Here is a 22,698-nt window from a genome sequence, read left to right on the forward strand (position 1 = left end):
GTGAAGGCCAAGCAACTCCCCGCCGGCCTGCACCGGGACACGCTGGCCATCCGAGCCGGCATCGAGCCCAGCCAGTACGGCGAGAACTCCGAGGCGCTCTATCTCACCAGCGGCTTCCTGCAGCCGGACGCCGAGACTTCGGCGCGCCTGTTCGCGAACCCGCAGGAGGGCTACACCTACGGGCGGACTTCGAACCCGACGGTCACCTGCTTCGAGCAGCGCCTTGCCGCCATGGAGGGCACGGAGGCGGCGATCGGCACTTCGACCGGCATGGCCGCGATCCTGCTGCTCGGCATGGGCGTGCTCAAGGCGGGGAACCACGTGGTCTGCTCGCGCTCCGTCTTCGGCTCCACGCTCAACCTGTTCGCCAAGGAGTTCGGCAAGTTCGGTGTGGAATCCACCTTCGTCTCCCAGACCGACGTGAAGGAGTGGGAGGCCGCCGTCCGACCGAACACGAAGCTGCTGTTCGCCGAGACGCCCACGAATCCGCTCACCGACGTGTGCGACATCCGCGCCTTGGCCGATCTGGCCCACGGAGCGGGCGCATTGTTGACCGTCGACAACTGCTTCTGCTCGCCGTCGCTGCAGCGCCCCACCGAGCTCGGCGCCGACCTGGTCATCCACTCCGGCACCAAGTACCTCGACGGACAGGGCCGCGTGATGGCCGGTGCGATCTGCGGGCCCGCGAAGCTGGTGAACGAGGTCTTCGCACCGATCGTCCGTACCGCCGGCATGACGCTGTCGCCGTTCAACGCATGGGTGGTGCTCAAGGGCCTGGAGACGCTGTCCCTGCGCATGAAGGCCCACTGCGCCAATGCGCTGGAGATCGCCCGCTTCCTGCAATCGCATCCGGCCGTGACGCGCGTCTACTACCCCGGCCTGGAGACGCATCCGCAGCATGCTCTGGCGATGCGGCAGCAATCCGGCCTTGGCGGCCCGGTGGTGTCCTTCGATGTCAAGGGAGGCGATCCCGCCACGCTGCGCCGCAATGCGTTCCGGGTGATCGACAGCGCGCAGGTGATGAGCATCGCGACCAACCTGGGCGACACCAAGTCCATCATCAGCCATTCGGCCACGACCTCGCACGGCCGCCTGACGGAGGAACAGCGCCAGGCCGCCGGCATCGGGCAGGGCCTCGTCCGCGTGGCCGTGGGGCTGGAACACGTGCAAGACATCCAGGCCGACCTGCTGCGCGGCCTCTCCAAGCTGTGAAAGTCAGAACCCGTTTCGCGCCGTCGCCGACCGGCTTCATCCACCTCGGCAACATCCGCTCGGCCCTGTACCCGTGGGCCTTCGCGCGCTCGCAGGGTGGCGACTTCATCCTGCGCATCGAGGACACCGACCTGGAGCGCTCGTCGCAGGAAGCGGTTGATGTCATCCTGCAAGGCATGTCGTGGCTGGGCCTGGACCACGACGAAGGCCCGCACTTCCAGATGCAGCGGATGGACCGCTACAAGGAAGTGCTCGCGCGCATGCGCGAGCAGGGGCTGGTGTATCCCTGCTACATGAGCGTGGCGGAGCTGGACGCGCTGCGCGAGCGGCAGATGGCCCACAAGGAAAAGCCCCGCTACGACGGCACCTGGCGCCCCGAGCCGGGCAAGCAGCTGCCGCCGGTGCCCGAGGGCGTGCAGCCGGTGCTGCGCTTTCGCAACCCGACCGGCGGCGTCGTGGCCTGGGACGACAAGGTCAAGGGCCGCATCGAGATCAGCAACGAGGAGCTGGACGACCTGGTGATCGCTCGGCCCGACGGCACGCCGACGTACAACTTCTGCGTGGTGGTCGACGACATCGACATGGCGATCACCCACGTCATCCGCGGCGACGACCACGTGAACAACACGCCGCGGCAGATCAACATCTTCCGCGCGCTCGGCAAGGAGCCGCCGGTGTATGCCCACCTGCCCACCGTGCTCAACGAGCGCGGCGAGAAGATGAGCAAGCGCAACGGCGCCAAGCCCGTCACCCAGTTCCGCGACGAAGGTTTCCTGGCCGATGCGGTGGTCAACTACCTCGCGCGCCTGGGCTGGTCGCACGGCGACGACGAGATCTTCAGCCGCGAGCAGTTCCTGCAGTGGTTCGACCTCGACCACCTGGGCAAGAGCGCGGCGCAGTTCGATGAAACGAAGCTGCGCTGGGTCAACGCGCAGCACATGAAGGCGATGCCGGACGCGCAGCTCGCGCCGCTGGTGGGCGAGCAGTTGCGCAAGCGCGGCATCACGCCCGACGAGCGATTGCCGCGCATCTGCGGGCTGTTCAAGGATCGTTGCGACACCACCGTGGCGCTGGCCGACTGGGCTTCGCGCTTCTACCTGCCGGTGCAGCCGTCGGCCGAGGACCTTGCGAAGCACATCACCGAAGGTGTGCGCCCGGCCGTCAGCATGCTGGCCAAGATGCTCGAGGGCGTGCAGTGGGACAGGGGCGCCATCGCCGAGAGCCTGAAGGAAGTGCTGCGCGCCACGGGGCTCAAGATGCCCCAGCTGGCGATGCCTGTGCGAGTGCTCGTGCTGGGCACGCCGCAGACGCCGTCGCTCGATGCGGTGCTGGAGCTCGTTCCTCGCGAAGTCGTGCTGCAGCGTCTCGCGGCGGCCTGAATTTTCAGTGTAGAATGCGAGGCTCGACACCGGACGGGGGTATAGCTCAGCTGGGAGAGCGCTTGCATGGCATGCAAGAGGTCAGCGGTTCGATCCCGCTTACCTCCACCACGCAAGGTGTCGACGGAAGTTCAAGGTTTCGACCCTATCGTCTAGAGGCCTAGGACATCACCCTTTCACGGTGAGTACCGGGGTTCGAATCCCCGTAGGGTCGCCAGAATTGCACTTCGGTGCGAACTGGCAGATCCGGTCGGCAAGCCGACCGGATGGCAACAAGTGGCAGGCACTTGGCTCGCAAGAGCGAACGCCGCACCGACGCGGAGTGGTAGTTCAGTCGGTTAGAATACCGGCCTGTCACGCCGGGGGTCGCGGGTTCGAGTCCCGTCCACTCCGCCAAAAACAAGAGAGAAGAAAACGGGTTGCGATCGAAAGGTTGCAACCCGTTTTTCCGTTTCTGGGTATCCGCGGCTTTCTGGACGATGGCGAGCGTCTCATCCATCGGCGCGCGCAGCTCGTCAGTCCTCGATAGGCCGCGGGATCGCCCCGAGCCGCACCACTTCAGAACTGCTTGGACAGCCTCACCTGGTAGAACGAGCCTGACATCGCGTTGCGCGTGTCGATCATCTTCATGTACTGCAGGTTCAGCGCTGCGCCCAGGACGGGGACGAGCGTCGTGTAGAACAGCCCGGCACCGTTCGCCCGGAACCGATTCGGTCCGAAGGTGCCGCCGGAATCGTCCTGGACCTGCTGGACGCGGATGAACTGGCCGCCGACAACGCCGATCGGCGTGCGCGTCATCGCCACGGCATCGATGCCGGCGAAGTTGCCGCTGCGCACGTCGTTGTCCTTGTTGCGCGAACTGATCCCGAAGCTGGCTTTTCCGGCGAGCGTGATCGTCTGGTTCGGGCTCCAGGCGACCATGACGCCCGGCCGTAGCGTGTAGTAGTTGCCGAAGCCGATGTTGGCCGTCGAGGCCGCGTCGTACTCGCCGGTCGGCAATGCGAGGACCGCGCCCGCCACCACCTTCAACTGGTGCTGCTGCCAGGCCCAGGCGGCGCCGACCTCGACGTCGCCGATGCCGCTCATCTCGACGGTGCCCGCCGCGGATTGCGCCGCCAGGTTCGCCTGGTAGCCCGAGGCGAAGCCGGCCTGGGCGGCGGCTTGTGCGGTGGCAGCCGCGCCGGGCGGCAAGGGCGGGCTGGTCAGCGCGGGCTGCAAGGTGCCGAGCGCCGGCGTGGCCCCGCTGAGCGCCAGCTTTCGCTCCAGTTTCGTGGTGTACGGCACGTTGACGGCGAAGGACAGGCGGCCGCCCGCCCAGGTCTGCTGCGTGAGGTACCCCAGGATCAGGTTGGCCTGGGTCTGGTCCTGCTCGGTCTCGATGGCGACGCTGCCGCTGAAGTTCGCGGTGCGGACCGCACCGGCCACCGGCGCCGGGGTCGCAAACGTGCCGGCGACGGGCTGCTGCCTACTGTTGCCGGTATCGTCGGTGACCTTGTCAACCCGGATCTGCGTGACCATCGCGCTGCCGAACCAGCCCGGCTTGTCGATCGGGGCGAGGACCTCGCCGCCCAGGGTGCCGGACAGCGGGTAGCGCAGCTTGAAGCCGTCGGCGGCGTGGGCCGGGGCGCACAGCAGGGTGGAAGCCAGGGCGACGCCGAGTGCGCTGCCGGGAATGAAAGAACTCAAGGGAATGTCTCCAGGGGGTGGTTTGAGCCGCTCGCGTGTCGGTACGTCTTGACCGCGAATAATTATGAGCGTACTCTCATAAAATGCGCAAGAGTTCGAACCTGCATTCACCCACCGCTTCATGAACGACGCCGCAGGACCGCATCCAGACCTCCTCCTGGCCGATGCCACCAGCCAGCTCGCTGCACTGGCTGCGCGCAAGGTGTCCGCCGTGGAACTGCTCGAACTGGCCCTGGCGCGGCATCGCGACACGCACGGGGTGATCAATGCGGTGATCCGCACCGATCCGGAACGCGCGCTGGATGCGGCGCGCGCAACGGACCGTCGGCGTGCCAGGGGCGAACCGCTGGGCCCGCTCGCCGGCCTGCCGATGACGATCAAGGACACGTTCGACGTGAGCGGGATGGCGGCTTCCTCCGGCCTCGCGGCATTGCAGGATCGCGAAGCGGCGGATGCCGCGTGCGTGGCGCGGGCCCGGCGCGCCGGTGCCGTTATCTGGGGCAAGACCAACGTGCCAGCAATGGCCGCGGACTGGCAGAGCCGAAACGCTCTGCACGGTACGACGCGCAACCCGTGGGACCCCTCGCGCACGCCAGGCGGCTCCTCCGGCGGGGCTGCAGCGGCGCTCGCCGCCGGCCTGACCGCGCTGGAGATCGGCTCCGACATCGCAGGGTCCCTCCGCGTGCCTGCGAGCTTTTGCGGCGTCTTCTCTCACAAGCCCACCTGGGGACGCATCCCGCAGCACGGACATGTGCCGCCCGGGCCCGGAGCGCTGGCCGAACGCGACCTCAACGTCGTCGGTCCGATGGCACGGTCCGCGCGGGACCTGCAGCTTCTGATGTCCATCCTCGACGGCGCTGACGCGTCGGCGCGAACGATCGCAAGCCTCGAGGGCTTGCGCGTGGGCCTCTGGATCGACGAGCCGGACCTGGCCGTCGATCCCGCGGTGCAGACGGTAATCAGGCACTTCGGGGGCACGCTGGTGCAGGCCGGCGCCCAGCTCCGGCCGGTGCGGCTGCCCGTGCAACCGCAGAGGGTACTCGACACCTTCCGCGTGCTGCTCGGCGCGATCATGGCCATGGACCTGCCGCCGAGGATGCAGCGCAGAGTGCGCCGCATGCGGTCGCCTGCGGGCCTGGCACTGAAGCTGGGAATGGGCGGCGCAGCCGCGCGCATGATCCGCGCCTACACGGCGACGCATGCCGAGTGGCTGGCCGCCGACGAGGCCCGCGCGGGCATGCGCCATCAGGTCGAGCGGATGTTCGAGAAGGTCGACGTCGTGATCGCGCCCGTCGCGCCGGTGGTGGCCTTCGAGCATGACAAGAGGCCGCTCAACCGGCGTCAACTGCGCTGCTCCGACGGCAGCCTCCTTTCCTACGACGCGATGTCCCACTGGATCGCGCTGGCCTCCGCCTGCCACCTGCCGGTGACCACCGTCCCGGCCGGGCGCGATGCCTCCGGCATGCCGGTCGGCGTTCAGGTGATCGGCCCGCGCGGCGCCGACCACCGCACGCTGGCCGTGGCGCGCGCCATCGAGGAATGCCTGGGCGGCTTCGAAGCACCGCCGACGTGCATGCGAGATTCCACAACCACCGGAAAAGGTGCGCCACCATGAGGATGATCCGCGCGGCCCTTGCAGCCGCAACCCTTGCCGCCACGGCCACGTGCGCGGTCGCCCAGCCCGTGGAAGCGGCCGGCGTGCGCTTCGATCAGTCGGTGCAGGTGGGCGGCAAGCCCCTCGTGCTCAACGGCGTGGGTGTCCGGTTCCGCGGCATCTTCAAGGTCGCGGCCATCGCGCTGTACCTAGCGAAGAAGGCCGAGACCGCGGAGGCGGCCCTGGCCCAGCCCGGGCCCAAGCGCATCCAGATGGTGATGCTGCGCTCCGTGAGTCCCAACGATGTCGGCCGGGTGCTTTCCAACGGCATCGAAGGAAACGTGACGCGCCAGGAATTCATCGCGGTGTTGCCCGGGCTGGCCAGGATCGGCGAGGTGGCGTCGCAGCTGAAGACGATGTCGCACGGCGATTCAATCGCGATCGAATGGTCGCCCGAGGGCGGCGGAGCGAGCTTCTTCGTCAACGGCAACCGCGTCGCGGGGCCATACGGCGACTACGCCGCCTTCACCGGCTTCGCCAAGATCTGGCTCGGCCAGAACCCGATGGACAAGCCGCTGAAGGAAGCCTTGCTGGGCAGACCGTCCGCCGCCGCAGGCGCGGTGGACGTGAACCCGTACCACTTCCGTTGAATCCAACCACCACACCAGGAGAAGTCCCTTGAGCTACCCGCACGCGCCCGCCCGGGCATTGACCGACGAGGAGATCCGCCGCTACCGGGAGGACGGCGTGATCATGGTGCCCCGCGCCGTCGACCCCAACTGGCTCGCCATGGCCGAAGCCGGGCTGGAGGAAGCGCGCATCCGCATGTCGCTGCTCGGGCGCTTCATGTCGCGCAAGGTCGAGGGCTACAAGATGGACATCTTCCTGTGGAAGCGCATCGACGTGCTGCGGGACCTCATCTACTACGGCCCGTTCGCGCACTGGGCCGGGCAGCTCATGGGTTCGCAGGAGGTGCGGTTCTTCTACGACCAGATGTTCGTGAAGGAACCCGGCACCGATGCGCCGACGCCGTGGCACCAGGACCTGAGCTTCTGGCCGATCCGCGGCGAGCAGGTCTGTTCGTTCTGGATGCCGATGGACCCGGTGACGCGCGAGAACAGCGGCCTCTTGTACGTGAAGGGCTCGCACAAATGGCCCCAGCGCTTCAAGGCCGTCTCGCCCGACTACGTGGCCGCGCTCATCGACGACGAGATGGACGACATCCCGGACATCAACGCCGACCCTTCGAAGTACGACCTCGGGGACTGGGACATGCAGCCGGGCGACATCCTCATGTTCCATCCTCTGACGTTGCACGGCTCCTTCGGCAACTCGTCGCGCACACGGCGCCGGCGCGCGCTCGCCCTGCGCTGGACCGGCGACGATGTGGTGTACGCACCGACGTCCAAGCGCATGCCGATCAACTACCGCCACGACTCCGTGCCAGGCGGGCCGCTGCGCGGCGCGGCGTTCCCGCGGATCCTGCCCACGCACATCGAAGCCGAGCGGCTGGCGCGCGTCCGTGTGGAACAGCCGCAGCCCTGCAAGATGTTCCAGTCCGCGGTCAACAATGCTGTGTCGGCCCTGAAGCTGTCCGCCAGCGGCGACAAGGTCTCGCGTCTCAAGCAGACATGGACGCCGCCCTCGAAGGCGGACGCGCCGAAATGAAAGAAGGGGCCCGCGGGCCCCTTTTCCTCGTTCAGGGCCGCTGGCCCACCTGCAGCGCGGTCCCCGCCGCCCGCAACGTGATCCAGTCCCCATCGGCCGCGACGTGGATGGGACCCTTGTAGATCCTGCCCGCGTCGCCGATGAACGCCGGCTCCATGCCGCGCGGCACCGGCGGGATCACGTGGCTCAGCACCAGCAACTTCACGCCTGCCTGCGCTGCGATCTCCGCGGCCTGCTCGGGGGTGGTGTGGTACGACGGCACGTCGTGCATGATCTGCGCGAGCCGGGAGCGGCCGGCTTTCGACAGGCCGTTCTGCAGCATGCCGAACATCTTCAGCGACAGCGCTTCGTGCACGAGGATGTCGGCGCCCTGCGCCTCGCGCACCATTGCCGCGGAAGGCCTGGTGTCGCCGCTCAGGACCACCACGCGGTTCTTGTAGCGGATGCGGTAGCCGACGGCGTCCGTCACCGGCTCGTGCTCCACGGCGAACGCGACGATCTCGAGGTCCGGTTCGGAAATGAGCGCGACGCGCCGAGTGGCCGCGGGAAGCTCGAAGGGCCGGGCCTGCGCGCCGAAGCCGGCGGGCGGGAAGTTCTTCTCGCCGTGGTGCGCGATGCGCCAGCCCTTGTCCAGGGCGTAGGCCTGCGAAAAGCCCTGCAGCATGGGCTCGAGCCCCGGCGGTCCGTACACGGGCAGCGGCTTCGCGTCCCCGCGCTGGGCCCAGCTTTGCAGCAGCAGCTCGCCGGTGCCGTCGATGTGGTCCGAGTGGTAGTGCGTGAAGAAGAGGGCTTCGGCCTGGCCGAGGTTGAGCCGCATCCGGCCGATGCTGCGCACCGAGCCGGAGCCCGCATCGAACATGAACATCCTCTTGCCGGCGACGACCACGGTGCACGGCCCGCCGTGGCGCTCGTCCTGCATCGGGGAGCCGGTGCCGCAAAGGCCGACGTGCAGTCCGTCGGGCAGGGCGGCGAAGGGGTCCGCATTCGCGGTGAGGGTCTCGATCTCGCGCGCCATCAGGTGCGTACCGATGGCAGCCCGCTGCCACCAGGCGGCGGCCAGCAAGGCTCCCACCAGTACCGCAAACCACAGCGCGAGCTTCGCAAATCGTGTCATCGACGTGTCTCCTGCGTTTGACATGAATTAATTATGAGGAGATACTCATAAATATTCAACCAGCACCGACATGAGAGACAGCACGCAGCAACCTGACGCGCGGCCTGAAGCCTTCCAGGCGCCCGTCTTCCATGCGGAGAGCCGCAGGCCCGGGCACGTGAAGCCGCTCTCGCGGCCGGTCCCCCTGGGCTTCGCGAAGGCGCTCGCCTTCGTGATGTTCGAGAAGCCGGACCTCGAAGCCATCGAGGCCTTCCTGCTCGATTTCGGCATGGCGACCGCGCAGCGGACGCAGGACGCCGTCGTTATGCGCGGCGCCGGACCGGCACCTTGCATCTATCTGGCACGCAAGGGGCCGAGGTCGCGCTACCTGGGAGCGGCGTTCGAGGTTGGCGCCGATTACGACTTCGATCGCGTGGTCCGTGAATCGGGCGCCGTCCGTCTCGACCCGGCGCAGATCCCCGGCGGGGGACGCGGCGTTGCGCTGGCCGATCCGGCCGGCCATGCCGTGTGGCTGGTGACAGGGCAGAAGACCTTCGCTCCGCTGCCGCCGCAGGAGCCGGCGCCGCAGCCGTTCAACCGGCCCGAGGCCAGGCCGCGCATCAACGAGACCATCCGGTACGCGGCGCTTCCGGCCCAGGTCGTGAAGGCGGGTCACGTTGTGCTGCGCACGACCAAGTTCGCCGACATGACCGGGTGGTACATGCGCCATCTCGGCCTGATCCCGACCGACGTGCAGTACCTGGGCGACGGCTCGCCCAACCTGGCCTTCATGCGGTTCGACCTGCGCGACACGCCGGCCGACCACCACGCGGTGGTGATCGCCGGCGGAATCGACGACGAGTACGAGCACAGCGCCTACGAGGTGCGCGACCTCGACACGCTTGGGCTCGGCCAGCAGGCGCTGCGCGCGCGGGGGCACCGGCACCTGTGGGGCATCGGCCGCCACGTCATCGGCAGCCAGCTGTTCGACTACTGGTTCGACCCCGACGGCGAGGCGATGGAGCACTACGCCGACGGCGACGTGTTCACGCGGGACTACGAAACGCATTACTCGCCCCTCAACCTGAGCGGCCTCTACTCCTGGGGCGCCGACCTGCCCGAGGCCATGAAACCCAAGCGCAGCCTGGGCACGCTGCTGCGGATCGCGCGCCTCGTGCGCAGCGGACGCCTTTCGCTCGCACGCCTGAAGCTCCTCGGCCGCGCGTTCCACGCGCCGGCCCGCCCCTGGCTCTGACCCTTCGCACCGCAACCATGATCCGTCTCATCCACTACCGTCACGGCGGTCGCCGACAGTGGGGCGTCGTCTTCGGCGATGCCATTGTGCCGCTCGACGGCGATTACGAAACCACGGCCGACGTCGTGACCTCGGGGCTGCAAAGGGCTCGCACGCTCACCAGCCGCCAGCCCAGCGTGCCGCTGGGCCAGGTCACGCTGCTGTCGCCGGTCACGCCCAACCAGCAGTTCATCTGCCAGGGCATCAACTACGCCAGCCACGTGCGCGAGTCGGGCATGGACCCGGCCCAGATCACGTTCAACACGATCTTCACCAAGGCCTCATCGGCGATCTGCCCGGCCGATGCCGACATCGTGCGGCCCGCGCGCCACACGCTGCTGGACTATGAGATCGAGCTCGGCCTCGTCATGGCCCGCAAGGTGGACCGCCCGGTGGACGTGACGATGGAGAACCTGCACGAATGGTTCGCCGGCATCACCATCGTGAACGACGTGACCGCGCGGGACGTGCAGCTGCCGCAGGGGCAGTTCTACAAGGGCAAGAGCTTCCGCGGCTTCGGCCCGGTCGGGCCGTACCTCGTCGCGCTGGAGCCGCACGAGTGGCGGCGGCTGCTCGACCTGCGCATGCAGCTCGACGTGAACGGATCGACCCGGCAGCACGCCTATTGCCGCGAAATGATCTACCGGCCCGACGAGACGCTGTCCGAGCTGTCCCGGCTGCAGGACCTCGGCCCGGGCGACCTCATTGCCACGGGCACGCCCGGCGGCTGCGCGGCGCGTGCCCCGTCGAAGATGGTTGCTCTGCTCGCCCGCGTGCTGATGTCCGAGCGCGGCAAGTGGGCCGCCTTCGTTCGCAAGGGCCGCCGCAACGGCCGCTACCTGAAAGCGGGCGACACCATGTCGCTCTCGATCCGCACCGACGACGGCGCGATCGACCTCGGCCAGCAGCGCTGCCGCGTCGTCGAAGCAACGGCCTGACGCAACGACCGGAACCATGAAGATCGACATCAACCTGGCCGGCGGGCTCGACACCATCGAAGCCGTGGAGAGCCACCCCTGGCGGCACGAAATCCCCGCCACCGACACCTACGGCATGCTGGCCGCGGCCGAACGCGCGTACGGGGAACGCACGGCCCTGCGCTTCATCATGGGCGGTGAACCGGACGCGCCCGACTTCTCCTGGACGTACCGGCAACTGCTGCAGCAGGTGACCTGCACGGCGAACGCATTCCACGCGTCGGGGGCCAATCCAGCCTCGCCGGTCTCGATCCTGCTGCCCAACCTGCCGGAGACGCACTTCGCGCTGTGGGGTGCGCAGGCAGCCTCGGTCGCGAGCCCCATCAACCCGCTGCTGGACATCGAGCACATCGAAGCGCTCGTCCGCGCCACGGGCAGCCAGACGCTCGTCACGCTCGGCCCGCTGCCCGGCTCGGAGCTCTGGGACAAGGCCGTGGCGCTCGTCGAGCGCACCGGGTCGATCAAGACCGTCTATGTCGTGGACCCGCGCCGCTACCTGCCCCCGGCCATGCAGCCGGCGGTGGCCGCCTTCCGCGCCGCCGCGCCGGCAATCCGCCGCGCCGGCGTGCAGTCGCTGGACTTCCACGACGCGATCGCGGGCCAGCCCGCAAGCAGGCTCGTCTCCGCGCGCGCCATCCGTGAGACGGACGCATGTGCGTACTTCCATACCGGTGGCACGACCGGCGCGCCCAAGGTCGCCGTGCATACGCACCTGAACGAAACCTTCACCGCTTGGGCCTGCACGGTCGCCAACAGGAGCGTGCAGCCGGGCGACGTGACCCTCTGCGGACTTCCGCTGTTCCATGTCAACGGAGCCATCGTCACCGGCCTCGCCGCCTTCCACCGCGGCATGGAAGTGGTGATGCTCACGCCCCAGGGCTACCGCGGCCCCGGCGTGATCCTGAACTTCTGGAAGTTCGTCGAGCGTTTCAAGGCGCGGTCCTTCAGCGGCGTTCCCACCTTGTACGCGTCGCTGCTGGAGGTGCCGATCGCGGGGGTGCGCATCGATTCGCTGCGGCATGGGCTCTGCGGCGCCGCGCCGATGCCGCGCGAACTGGTCGAGCGGTTCGAGCGGCTCACCGGCGTGGTCATCACCGAAGGCTACGGGCTCACCGAAGGCGGCTGCGTGTCCTCCAGCAATCCGCTGGATGGATTGCGCAAGCCGGGCTCCGTGGGCGTGCGCATCCCGTTCCAGCAGATCCGCATCGTGCGCGTCGACGGCGAGGGACGATGGACGGGCGACTGCGCGGCCGGCGAGACAGGCGTCGTCGCCCTGCGCGGCCCCAACATCTTCCCCGGCTACCTGGGCTCGACCCACAACGAGGGCCTCTGGGTGGAGCCGGGATGGATCAACAGCGGCGACCTCGGCCATCTCGACGAGGACGGCTACCTGTTCATCACCGGCCGCGCCAAGGACCTGATCATCCGCGGCGGGCACAACCTCGACCCCGCGCTCATCGAAGCAGGGCTCGCGAGTCATCCGGCCGTGGCGCTCGCAGCTGCGGTGGGCCAGCCCGATGCGCGCGTGGGTGAGTTGCCGGTCGCCTTCGTTTCGCTGCGCCCGGGCTGCACCGCGACCGCCGAGGAGCTGATGGACCACGCGCGCGCCACCGTGCCCGAGCGCGCGGCGGTGCCGGTGCGCATCGAGGTGCTGGAATTCCTGCCGACGACGGCCGTGGGCAAGCTGTCCAAGCTCGCGCTGCGGCTGCGCGCGGTGGACCACGTGTACGCCGGCGTGCTCGCCAGTGCGGGCGTGCCGGGCAGCGTGGCGTCGCGCCACGACGCCCGGCGCGGCATCGTCGCCGCCGTGAGCTGCGCGCCGGAAGCGAGGGCGCTCCTGCAGGAACGGTTCGCCACGTTCCCGGTCCCCGTCGAGTTCGTCGCGTGAGCCCGCCGCTGCCCGTCCTCATCGTGGGCGCGGGGCCCACCGGCCTGGTGCTGGCCAACCTGCTCGGCCAGCGGGGCGTGCCTGCCGTGGTGATCGAGAAACGCAGCGACGTCTGGGACATCCCGCGCGCGATCGCGTTCGACGACGAAAGCCTGCGAAGCATGCAGGGCCTGGGCCTGGCGCACGCCCTGCGCGCGCGGCTGGTGGAAGGCTGCCGCGCGCGCTACTTCCGCCAGCCGGCGGCGAGGGTGAACGGCCGCACGCGGCCGCTGATCCGCTTCGATCCGCGGCCGGGGCTGTACGGTTTCGAGAAGATCAACAGCTTCGCGCAGCCGGACCTGGAGCGCATCTGGCGCGACGAGCTCGCGCGCTTCGCCCATGTGCAGCTTCGCTTCGGCTGGGCATTCGAGTCGTTCCGGCAGGACGCCGAGGGCGTCACCGTGACCGTGAAGAACGCCGCCGGGCAGGTGCAGGAACTGCGCGGCAGCTACCTGGTCGCCTGCGACGGCGGGCGCAGCCCGGTGCGGGAATGCGCCGGCATCGCGATGGAGGGCTCCTCGTTCGTCGAGAAATGGCTGGTGATCGACACCGTCAACGACACGAAGAACGACGCGTGCTACACGTTCTACTGCCACCCTTCGCGCCCGTCCATGGAAGGGCAGGGACCGAAGGGCATGAGGCGCTACGAGTTCATGCTGCTGCCCGGTGAAACCGAGGAGCAGCTGCTGCGCGACGACACCATCGAGCGCCTCGTCGCCTACGACAAGCCGCTGCAGCGGCAGGACCTGTGGCGCAAGACGGTCTACACCTTCCACGCGCGCAAGGCCGCCGCGCTGCGGCGCGGTCGCGTGCTGATCGCGGGCGATGCGGCGCACATGATGCCGCCCTTCGCGGGGCAGGGCATGAACTCCGGCATCCGCGATGCCGCCAACCTGGCGTGGAAGCTCGAGCTGGTCCTCCTGCACGGGGCCGGCGATCGCATCCTGGACAGCTACGAAGCGGAGCGCCGCCCGCACTTCGAACGCCTCATGCGTCTGAGCGTGCGCCTCGGACGCTTCGTGATGACCCGCCAACCCGCGCTCGCCCTGTTGCGCAACACGATCTATTTCACGATCGAGAGCCTGCCGCCCGTGAAGCGGTGGATCACGGATCGCAACTTCAACGTGCCCTCCCGCCACCGTGCGGGGCTGTACCAGGAGCTGGGCCGCGCCTGCGGCCTCGCGCGCGTCGGCGAGATGCTGCCGCAGCCGCGCGTGGGTGCGCGACACGGCGGCGGGCTGCTCGACGAACACTTGGGCACGGGATTCGCCCTGCTGGTACCGCCGGGCGGCGGAACCGATACCGGCGTGCATGTGCTGCAGCGCTCGCACGTGGGCCGCCGACTCGCGCCGCGCGTGGTGGAGGTCGGCCCCGGCGCCCTCGAACTCGATTCGGGCAAGCGCCTGCTCGCACCGGGCATGGCGGCGCTGGTGCGGCCGGATCGCTTCGTCGCCGCGATCTTTCCCGTCGCCGAAGCCGGGGCGCAGGCGCCCGCGCTGGAAGCGCTGTTCGGACTCGACTGACACGCAACCGAGGACATCGATGGAGACACGAATCACCGGCAACCCCCATGGCCTGCTGCTGTACGACTACCCGGCGTCGCCCTGCGCGCGCCGGGTGCGCATCACGCTGGTCGAGAAGGGCCTCGCCTGGGACACGCAGCAGATCGACCTGTCCAGGCTCGAACAGAGGCATCCCGATTACCTGGCGATCAACCCGAACGGGCTGGTCCCGGTGCTCGCCCACGGCGAGCGCGTGCTGTGGGAATCGAGCGTCATCACGCAGTACCTCGACGACGCATTCCCGCAGCCGCGGCTCTACCCGGACGACCCCTGGGAACTGGCGCAGGTCCGCGCCTGGCAGGGCGCGGCGCAGGCAATGGGCAAGGACTACCGGCCGCTGCTCTACCAGCGCCTGATCGGCCCCATCGTCCGCGCGAAGCACTCGCTGGAGGAGACGCTCGCGATCGCGCGGCTGTCGACGCAGGAGCCCGCCGATCTCCACTGGGAGGCGCGTGTCTGGAACCTCGCGGTCCTGACCCCCTCGGAACAGGAGGACACCGAAGAGCGTCTGTATGCCTGGCTCGACGAGTTGGAGGACGCCCTTCACGGCCGTGTGTGGCTGGTGGGCGAGCGCTTCAGCCAGGCCGAGATCTCGGTCTATCCGCCGGTGGCCATGCTCCCCCATCTCGGGATCTCGATCGACGAGGTTCGCTATCCGCGCACGCGCGCGTGGATGCACCGCCTGGAGAATCGTCCCAGCTTCGTGCAGACGCTGACGAAACAGGACAAGGCGCTGCAGAAGCTGGCCCGCAGCGGCGTGCTGGCCTGGCTGGGTCGGGTGGTGGCGCTGGCGCCCCGTCAGCGCACGCTCTGGCAGAAGGCGGGCTTGCGCGTGCTCCGGGGCATGTTGCTGAAGGCCGATCGCGCCAACGCGCCGCGCGCCGGACGGCGGCAGCCGATCCGCAAGCCGCAACCCGCGCGCGTGCCGCCCGCATCGCGCACGCGACCGCTGTGGCCGGTGGACCTGCGCATGGCGGCCCAGCCCTATGTGCTTCGCGCCGACGAAGCGGCGCCGGAGACCGCCGCCCTGCGCCGCCTGTTGAACGAGCTGGGGCTGACCTGTGCATTCGAGCCGGGGCCGCGCGACGGCTCGACCGTGCTGCGGCATGGGCTGCGCGAGGTGCGTGACGTCGGCGCGATCGCCGAATACGCCGCCGCCGTGACCGGCGACGACCGCTGGTTCCCGCGCGACATCCACCTGCTCGCGAGAGCGCGCATGTGGCTCGCGTTCGACGAGGCCATGCACAAGGAATACCTGCCGCTCGCCTGGGAGAAGCGCCCGGGCGCGAACCGCCCGCGCTTCGACCGCACCCCCGAGCATGCGCGTGCGCTGCTGCGCGCGCGGCTGGACACCGTCGAAGCGGAGCTCTCGAGCCGCCCGTACCTGCTGGGACCGCGGCCCTGCTTCGCCGACCTCGCGCTGCACGCGCGCTTCAGCACGTTTCCCGGCCTGGGTATCGCCATCGGGAGCGGCAGCCACCCAGCGGTGCGGGAGTGGCTGCGCCGGCTGGAGCCCGTTCACGCCGAGGCTGATGAGACAATCCGGGTTCGTTGACCCGCGGCACGGCGCACCGTGCACGTCGCATGCAAAAAAAGGTGAAGGAAGAGACCGCGGTCCCGCGCGGCCGCGGCCGGCCGAAGAAGGAACAGCCGGATGCCGACACGCGACAGCTGATCCTGCGCGCGGCGACGCAGGAGTTCCGCGAGCAAGGCTACGGCGGCGCGTCCGTCGCCAACATCTGCAAGCGGGCGCAGATCGCCAACGGAACCTTCTACATCCATTTTCCCGACAAGGCGCAGCTGTACGGCGAGCTGATAGGGGGCACCTTCGCCCGGCTGGCCGAGGCCTTGGTGAAGGCCCAGGTGGAGAACGCCGGACTGGGGGCGGAGGAGCTGGAACGGCGCGACGTCGAGATCATCGTCAACTTCGCCGAGTCCAACCGCGACACGCTGCTGGTCGCCTTCAACGAGCGTGCGCTCGCGCCCTCCGAGGAGGCTTCGCTGATCGACATGTTCGCCAGCCAGCGCGCCGCCGACTTCCGGCGCGGGCGCCTCACGGGGCGGTTCCGCGCCGACGTGAATCCCGTGATCACCGCCTACGCCGAGACCGGCCTGATCGCTGAAGTGCTGCGCTGGTGGCTGCAGAACCCGCGCGCGATCAGCAAGGCGAAGTTGATCGAGGAGCTCCTCGCGCTGAAGCTTCGGCTGTCGCAGCCCGAGCGCGCCGGCCGCCCTTAGGTCGCGCGCTGCGCGGCAGTCGTGCAAGCCCATCTGCACGCGCGTTCCAAATCCGTAGGGGAAACGTGGGGCCGGCTTTCTAACCTTTGCGTGCCTTTCGGGAATCGCCTGGAAAGCACACCACCCCCAACCCTTTCGGAGACACCACCATGAACCGCTACACCGCCGCAACCCTCCTGGCCTGCATCGCCGCCGTCTCGGCCGGACAGGCCATGGCCGAGACGCCCACCATCGACCCGACCCCGTTCGTGTCCACCAAGTCCCGTGCCGATGTGAAGAACGAACTGGCCGAGTTCAAGAAGTCCGGCGTCAATCCCTGGGCTAGCTCGTACGACCCGATCAAGTACTTCAGCAGCACCAAGTCGCGCGAACAGGTCACGGCCGAGTTCATGGGCAACCGCGACCAGGTCGCTGCCAGCACCGCCGAAGACAGCGGCTCGAGCCACATGGCCCAGCGTCGCGTCCAGCCCGCCGGCGGGAGCATGGACGTCGCGTCCCGCTGACTTCGCGCGGCTCGCCGGCCCTCCAAACAGCCGCCCTCCCGGGCGGCTTTTTTCATCGCGAGCGGCGGGTCGCGGGGACGTCGCACCGGCGCCGAACGCGCAATCCGAATCCGTAGGCGAAACGTGAAGGCCGCTTCCTAACCTTGCGTCTCATTCAGAGGAGCCGTTTTGAAAGAGATCAAGACCTACGTCATCCGCTTCTACCGCCGCGACTCCGCGGTGGCCGGAGTGGTCGAGGACGTGCAGCTGCGCCGCTCGGCGGCGTTCCATTCGCAAGCGGAACTGTGCGCGCTGCTGGACGGACGCACGCCCTTTCCGCGCCGCAGCCCTGCCGAGCCGGGCCGCGAAAGCAGGCCACCCAAGTGAGACCCACCACCAGGACCCATCACCGCACGACTGGAGATTCATCATGAACAGACGCAATTTCTTCATCCTCCTGGCCGCCGGATCGGCCGCTTCCCTCTCGTACGCAGAGCCCGGCGGGCTGGCCATGCACCGCCACGGCGGATTTGCCGCGGGGTCGCAGGGCGAACTCGCGGGCGCTTCCGCCCGGGGCTTCTCGACCGCATCCGGCGGCCAGGGCCTGCGCGTCGGCAAGGTGCAGCGCCAGGCCGACGGTTCCGCCAGCGCCAGCATGAACGCTTCCGCGACGACGTCGCAGGGCGGGACCTACGAGCGCCAGGGCACCTACTCGCGTGACGCACAGGGCAACGGCACGGCGCAACGCAGCACGCAGATGACCAATGCGCAGACGGGCGTGACGATGGACGCGTCGCGCGCGTACACGTCCGGCAGCGGCGTGTCGCGTTCGGCCACGTGCCACGACGCTTCAGGCAACACCGTCTCGTGCGGCAGCCGCTGAGGGAGGACACCATGGAATCACTCCTCTCGCGCAAGTCGCCGTTCACAGGCTTCGCCCTGGTTTCCGGCATGGCGTGCCTCGCCGCGGCCGCGATCGCCGCCGAGCCGTCGCCGGTTGTCTATCCCGCCCGCGGGCAGAGCAGCCAGCAGCTCGACAAGGACCGCTACGAGTGCCATGACTGGTCGCGCTCGCAATCCGGCTTCGACCCGACACAGGCCTCGGCCGCGGCGCCGGCGGCAGCCCAGCCCGCGTCCCCCGCGAACCCCACCGGCGGGATGGTGCGCGGCGCGCTCGCCGGCGCGTCGGTCGCCGAGCTGGCGGACCGCGATGCGAGCAAGGGTGCGGCAGCCGGTGTCGCGGGCGCCGCAGCCGTTGGCCGCATCCGCACTGCAAGGCAGCAGCAGGGCGCCCAGCAGGCCGCCCAGCAGCAGAACGCAAGCCGGTCCCAGCAGAAGGCCACGTACGACCGTGCGTTCGGCGCCTGCATGGAAGGCCGCGGCTACGTCGTCAGATAACCCGCGCCCGGCCGGGCGCCACGAGGAGACACAGCATGAAAACGATCCCTGCGACGGCCCTTCTCGGCATCACCTTGCTGATCGCCGGATGCGGCGCGGACCAACCGCCGCCCGTGGAGGAAGTGCGCCCCGTGCGCACGTCCGTCGCGGGGACGGCCGACGGCTCCGTCGGTGCCACCTACTCCGGGTCCATCCACGCCCGGTACGAGAGCCGCCTCGGCTTCGAGGCGTCGGGCCGGATCGCCGCCCGCCTGGTCGAGGTCGGCGCGCACGTGCGGCGCGGCCAGCCGCTGATGCGGCTGGACCCGGCGCAGGAGACGCTTCATATGGCCAGCGCCATGGCCGAAGTGGAGTCCGCGCGAAGCCGCGTGGCGCAGGACCAGATCGACCTGCAGCGCACCGAGCAGCTGCTGGCGCGCTCGTTCGCGTCGCAGGCCGAGCTGGACCAGCAGAAGCTGAAGCTGGCCGAATCCCAGGCGCGCCTGAAATCCGCGACGGCGCAGCACCAGATCAAGGCCAACCAGCGCGCCTACACCGAGCTGCGCGCGGACCGCGACGGCGTGGTCAGCGCCATCAGTGCCGAGGCGGGGCAGGTCGTATCGGCCGGCCAGCAGGTCGTCACGATCGCGGGGGACGGCGAGCGCGAGGTGCTGGTGAGCATCCCCGAGTCGCGCGTCGAGGAACTGCGCTCGTCCAAGTCGCTGCAGGTCAACCTGTGGGCGCTCCCCGGCAAGCAGTACACGGGGCGCGTGCGGGAGCTCTCGCCCGACGCCGACAGCGTGACGCGCACCTACTCCGCACGCATCCGCATCGAGAAGCCGGATCCCTCGCTCCTGCTCGGCATGACGGCCTCCGTGGTGAACCCCGACGTGGGGGGCGCGAGCGCCATCCGCCTGCCGCTGTCGGCGATCTATGACCGCGACGGTACGCCCCGCGTGTGGCTGGTCGACCCGAAGACCTCCACGGTTTCGCTGCGCGAAGTCAAGCTCGGGCGCGCCCAGGACGACAGCGTCCTGATCAACTCTGGGCTGGCCGGCGGCGAGACGATCGTCACCGCCGGCGCGCACCTGCTCCATGCGGGCCAGAAGGTCCGGCCCCTGTCCGCTCCCGCCGTCGCGCAGAGGCAGCCATGAGCCGCTTCAACCTCTCCGAATGGGCGCTGCGGCACCAGCAGATGGTGCTGTTCCTCCTGGTCCTGCTCACGCTCGGCGGCGTGCTCGCGTACGGCGCCCTGGGCCAGAAGGAAGACCCCGAGTTCACCGTCAAGGCCATGCTGGTGCAGGCCTACTGGCCCGGCAGCTCCGCCGAGCAGATGGCCGACCAGGTCACCGACCGGCTCGAGAAGAAGCTGCAGGAAGTCGCCGAGATCGACTACACCAGCAGCTACGCCAAGCCCGGCATGACGCAGATCGTCGTGATCCTGCGCGACGACACGCCCGCCTCCGCGGTGCCCGACGTGTGGTACCAAGTGCGCAAGAAGCTGGGCGACATCGAGCACACGCTGCCCAAAGGCGTGCGCGGACCGTTCTTCAACGACGAGTTCGGCGACACCTTCGGCAACATGTACGCCATCACGGGCGAGGGGTTCGGCTACGCCGAGCTGCGCGAATACGCCGAGAAGGCCCGCAACGAGTTCCTGCGCGTGGCGGACGTCAACAAGGTCGAACTCGTGGCCGCGCAGGACGAGAAGGTCTACGTCGAGACCTCCAACGCGAAGCTGGCCTCGCTGGGCATCGATCCCTCCGCGATCGCCTCCACCCTGGCGCGCACCAACAGCGTGGACGCCGCCGGCACCGTGCAGACCACGACGGAGCAGGTGCGCCTGGCGGTCAGCGGCGAATTCGACACGGTGGAGAAGATCCGCGAGATCGGCATCCGCGCCGGCGAGCGCACCTTCCGCCTCGGCGACATCGCCGAAGTCCGGCGCGGCATCGTCGAGCCCGCGTCCTTCAAGATGCGCTTCAACGGCGAGCCCGCCATCGGCCTGGCCGTCAGCATGCGCAAGGGCGGCGACGTCATCCGGCTGGGCGAGGAGCTGACGCACACCGTGCGCCACGTGCAGTCGAACCTGCCGCTGGGCGTGCAGATCCATGCCGTCTCCGACCAGCCTCGCGTGGTCGAGGAGGCGGTGCACGAGTTCAAGAAGAGCCTGTTCGAGGCCGTCGCGATCGTGCTGGTCGTCAGCTTCTTCTCGCTGGGCCTGCGCACCGGTCTGGTGGTCGCGCTGTCCATCCCGCTCGTGCTGGCCATGACGTTCCTCGTCATGTACTACCTGGGAATCGAGCTGCAGCGCATCTCGCTCGGCGCGCTCATCGTCTCGCTGGGGCTGCTGGTCGACGACGCCATCATCGCCGTCGAGATGATGGCCCTGAAGCTGGAGCAGGGCTGGGACAAGTTCCGCGCCGCGACCTACGCGTACACGGCGACCGCGTTCCCGATGCTGACGGGCACGCTGATCACGGCCGCCGGCTTCCTGCCGGTGGGCTTCGCCAAGTCCAGCGCCGGCGAGTACGTGTTCTCGCTGTTCCAGGTGGTGGGCATCTCGCTGATGCTGTCCTGGCTGGTGGCGGTGGTGTTCACGCCCTACCTCGGTTTCCGCCTGCTCAAGGAGGGCGCGCACGGCCACGTGGACGAGGATGCGGTCTACCGCCGCGGCTTCTACGCGCGCTTCCGCCGCTTCGTCGAGGCTTGCCTCGTGCGCCGCCGGCTGGTCATCGCGATCACCGGCGCGGCGTTCGCGGGATCGATCGCGCTGTTCGGCCTGGTGCCCAAGCAGTTCTTCCCGGCGTCGGACCGCCCGGAGCTGATGGTCGACCTGTGGATGCCGCAGGCCGCCACCTTCGAGGCCAGCCACCAGGAGGTGCAGGCCCTCGAGAAGAAGCTGCGCGACGACCCCGACGTGGTCGCGGTCACCAGCTACATCGGCAGCGGGAGCCCGCGCTTCTACCTGCCGCTGGACGTGCAGACGCCGCACCTGAACCTGGGCGAGCTCATGGTGATGACCAAGGGCGGCGAAGCTCGCGAGCGGGTGGTCGAAAAGATCCAGGGGCTGTTCGACCACGACTTCCCGCTGGTGCGCGGCCGCGTCAACCGGCTGGAGAACGGGCCGCCCGTGGGCTACCCCGTGCAGTTCCGGGTGTACGGCACGGACAACCGGGAAGTGCAGGCCGTCGCCGACCGGGTGGCCGCCACGATGCGGGCCCACCCGAACGTGCGCCGCGTCAACCAGGACTGGGGCGAGCGCCTGAAGCGCCTGCGCGTCGACGTCGACCAGGACAAGGCGCGCCAGCTGGGCATCACCTCGCGCGAGATCCAGTCCGCGCTGCAGGCCGCCATCTCGGGCACCACGGTCACGCAGTACCTCGAAGGCGACGACACGCTCGACGTGGTGGCGCGGCTGGTCGGCGCCGAGCGCGCGGACCTGAACACGCTCAAGGACACCAAGGTGTACCTGCGCAACGGCAAGTTCGTGCCCGTGTCCCAGGTGGCGCGCCTGTCGCTGGACACCGAGGACAGCATCCTGTGGCGGCGCAGCCGCGTCCCGACCCTCACGGTGCGCGGCGACGTCAGCGGCGCGGAGGCGCCGGACGTTACGCTGGCGCTCAAGCCGCAGATCGAGAAGATCGCCAGGGAGCTTCCGCTCGGCTACGGCATCGACGTCGGCGGGACCCTGGAGTCGAGCACGGATTCGCAGGCGTCGATCTTCGCTGTGATGCCGTTGACCATCGTGGCCGTCCTGCTGCTGCTGATGCTGCAGCTGCAGGACATGAAGAAGATGGCCATCGTGCTGCTCACCGCGCCGCTCGGGCTGATCGGCGTGGCGCTGATCATGGCGATCTTCCGCATCCCGTACGGCTTCGTGGCGATGCTCGGCGTGATCGCGTTGGCGGGGATGATCATCCGCAACTCGGTGATCCTGGTGGTGCAGATCGACCACGACCTCGCCGCGGGCAGGCCGCTGTGGGACGCCATCGTCGAATCGGCGGTGCGGCGGCTGCGGCCGATCCTGCTCACGGCCCTCGCGGCGATCCTGGCGATGGTTCCGCTCACCCGGTCCGTCTTCTGGGGACCGATGGCCTGGGCCATCATGGGCGGACTGCTCGTCGCCACCGTCCTCACCCTGATCTTCCTGCCCGCGCTCTACGCCAGCTGGTATGGCGCGCGCAAGCCGGCCGCTGCCTCCTGAGG

General features: G+C 69.1%; 19 protein-coding genes and 3 tRNA genes. 20 read left to right on the plus strand and 2 right to left on the minus strand.

Features of this window, described 5'->3' with window-relative positions:
- The 5 genes from EZ313_RS04475 to EZ313_RS04495 all read left to right on the plus strand — a co-directional run bounded on the left by EZ313_RS04475 (position 1) and on the right by EZ313_RS04495 (position 2,987).
- Positions 1-1,212 carry an O-succinylhomoserine sulfhydrylase gene (locus EZ313_RS04475; RefSeq protein ID WP_135262001.1) on the plus strand — a complete coding sequence of 404 codons (1,212 nt, stop codon included), beginning with the start codon at positions 1-3 and terminating at the stop codon, positions 1,210-1,212.
- Entirely contained in the window at positions 1,209-2,591 is a 1,383-nt protein-coding gene (gene gltX, locus EZ313_RS04480; RefSeq protein WP_135262002.1) for a glutamate--tRNA ligase, read from the plus strand. The genes EZ313_RS04475 and gltX overlap by 4 nt, the downstream gene beginning before the upstream one ends.
- A gap of 35 nt (positions 2,592-2,626) precedes the next feature.
- A tRNA-Ala gene (locus EZ313_RS04485) sits at positions 2,627-2,702 on the plus strand.
- 30 nt (positions 2,703-2,732) lie between these two features.
- Positions 2,733-2,808: transfer RNA gene (locus tag EZ313_RS04490), tRNA-Glu, on the plus strand.
- A 102-nt stretch (positions 2,809-2,910) separates the two neighbouring features.
- A tRNA-Asp gene (locus EZ313_RS04495) sits at positions 2,911-2,987 on the plus strand.
- Between the two features lie 162 nt (positions 2,988-3,149).
- Here the strand turns inward: EZ313_RS04495 and EZ313_RS04500 are convergent.
- Complete coding sequence (locus tag EZ313_RS04500) at positions 3,150-4,277, minus strand: transporter (protein ID WP_167772496.1); 1,128 nt, start codon at positions 4,275-4,277, stop codon at positions 3,150-3,152.
- A 121-nt stretch (positions 4,278-4,398) separates the two neighbouring features.
- Here EZ313_RS04500 and EZ313_RS04505 point away from each other — a divergent pair, with 121 nt between their 5' ends.
- Genes EZ313_RS04505 through EZ313_RS04515 form a run of 3 tightly spaced genes read left to right on the plus strand, consistent with a single transcriptional unit; the run spans position 4,399 to position 7,539 of the window.
- Positions 4,399-5,892, plus strand: a complete 1,494-nt coding sequence (locus EZ313_RS04505) for an amidase family protein (RefSeq protein WP_135262004.1) — start codon at positions 4,399-4,401, stop codon at positions 5,890-5,892.
- Complete coding sequence (locus tag EZ313_RS04510) at positions 5,889-6,521, plus strand: chalcone isomerase family protein (protein WP_167772497.1); 633 nt, start codon at positions 5,889-5,891, stop codon at positions 6,519-6,521. Before EZ313_RS04505 ends, EZ313_RS04510 begins: the two co-directional genes overlap by 4 nt.
- A 28-nt stretch (positions 6,522-6,549) precedes the next feature.
- Positions 6,550-7,539 carry a phytanoyl-CoA dioxygenase family protein gene (locus EZ313_RS04515; protein ID WP_135262006.1) on the plus strand — a complete coding sequence of 330 codons (990 nt, stop codon included), beginning with the start codon at positions 6,550-6,552 and terminating at the stop codon, positions 7,537-7,539.
- Between the two features lie 31 nt (positions 7,540-7,570).
- Here EZ313_RS04515 and EZ313_RS04520 read toward each other — a convergent pair whose 3' ends face one another.
- Entirely contained in the window at positions 7,571-8,653 is a 1,083-nt protein-coding gene (locus EZ313_RS04520) for an MBL fold metallo-hydrolase (RefSeq protein ID WP_135262007.1), read from the minus strand.
- Between the two features lie 70 nt (positions 8,654-8,723).
- On the opposite strand from EZ313_RS04520, the gene EZ313_RS04525 reads away from it, so the two are divergent.
- From EZ313_RS04525 to EZ313_RS04580, 12 genes are all read left to right on the plus strand, one after another.
- The gene (locus tag EZ313_RS04525) at positions 8,724-9,887 is read left to right on the plus strand and encodes a VOC family protein (RefSeq protein ID WP_135262008.1); all 1,164 of its coding nucleotides are present in this window, start codon (positions 8,724-8,726) and stop codon (positions 9,885-9,887) included.
- A gap of 17 nt (positions 9,888-9,904) precedes the next feature.
- Positions 9,905-10,864, plus strand: a complete 960-nt coding sequence (locus tag EZ313_RS04530) for a fumarylacetoacetate hydrolase family protein (RefSeq protein ID WP_135262009.1) — start codon at positions 9,905-9,907, stop codon at positions 10,862-10,864.
- Positions 10,865-10,880: 16 nt separating this feature from the next.
- Positions 10,881-12,791, plus strand: coding sequence for an acyl-CoA synthetase (locus EZ313_RS04535; protein WP_135262010.1), 1,911 nt, complete (start codon positions 10,881-10,883; stop codon positions 12,789-12,791).
- A complete protein-coding gene (locus EZ313_RS04540) occupies positions 12,788-14,353 on the plus strand; it encodes a bifunctional 3-(3-hydroxy-phenyl)propionate/3-hydroxycinnamic acid hydroxylase (RefSeq protein ID WP_167772498.1) in 1,566 nt (521 codons plus the stop codon). The genes EZ313_RS04535 and EZ313_RS04540 overlap by 4 nt, the downstream gene beginning before the upstream one ends.
- Before the next feature lie 19 nt (positions 14,354-14,372).
- Positions 14,373-15,947, plus strand: a complete 1,575-nt coding sequence (locus EZ313_RS04545; RefSeq protein ID WP_135262012.1) for a glutathione S-transferase family protein — start codon at positions 14,373-14,375, stop codon at positions 15,945-15,947.
- Between the two features lie 29 nt (positions 15,948-15,976).
- Positions 15,977-16,630 carry a TetR/AcrR family transcriptional regulator gene (locus tag EZ313_RS04550; RefSeq protein WP_135262013.1) on the plus strand — a complete coding sequence of 218 codons (654 nt, stop codon included), beginning with the start codon at positions 15,977-15,979 and terminating at the stop codon, positions 16,628-16,630.
- A 149-nt stretch (positions 16,631-16,779) separates the two neighbouring features.
- On the plus strand, positions 16,780-17,133 hold the full coding sequence (locus tag EZ313_RS04555; protein WP_135262014.1) for a DUF4148 domain-containing protein: 354 nt from the start codon (positions 16,780-16,782) through the stop codon (positions 17,131-17,133).
- 168 nt (positions 17,134-17,301) lie between these two features.
- Entirely contained in the window at positions 17,302-17,499 is a 198-nt protein-coding gene (locus EZ313_RS04560; protein WP_135262015.1) for a hypothetical protein, read from the plus strand.
- A 43-nt stretch (positions 17,500-17,542) separates the two neighbouring features.
- Positions 17,543-17,995 carry a hypothetical protein gene (locus tag EZ313_RS04565; RefSeq protein WP_135262016.1) on the plus strand — a complete coding sequence of 151 codons (453 nt, stop codon included), beginning with the start codon at positions 17,543-17,545 and terminating at the stop codon, positions 17,993-17,995.
- A gap of 11 nt (positions 17,996-18,006) precedes the next feature.
- Entirely contained in the window at positions 18,007-18,510 is a 504-nt protein-coding gene (locus EZ313_RS04570) for a hypothetical protein (protein WP_135262017.1), read from the plus strand.
- A 35-nt stretch (positions 18,511-18,545) separates the two neighbouring features.
- Entirely contained in the window at positions 18,546-19,643 is a 1,098-nt protein-coding gene (locus EZ313_RS04575; RefSeq protein WP_135262018.1) for an efflux RND transporter periplasmic adaptor subunit, read from the plus strand.
- On the plus strand, positions 19,640-22,696 hold the full coding sequence (locus tag EZ313_RS04580) for an efflux RND transporter permease subunit (protein WP_135262019.1): 3,057 nt from the start codon (positions 19,640-19,642) through the stop codon (positions 22,694-22,696). Before EZ313_RS04575 ends, EZ313_RS04580 begins: the two co-directional genes overlap by 4 nt.
- Positions 22,697-22,698 lie beyond the last annotated feature (2 nt).

Source organism: Ramlibacter henchirensis (genome assembly GCF_004682015.1).
Taxonomy (GTDB): domain Bacteria; phylum Pseudomonadota; class Gammaproteobacteria; order Burkholderiales; family Burkholderiaceae_C; genus Ramlibacter; species Ramlibacter henchirensis.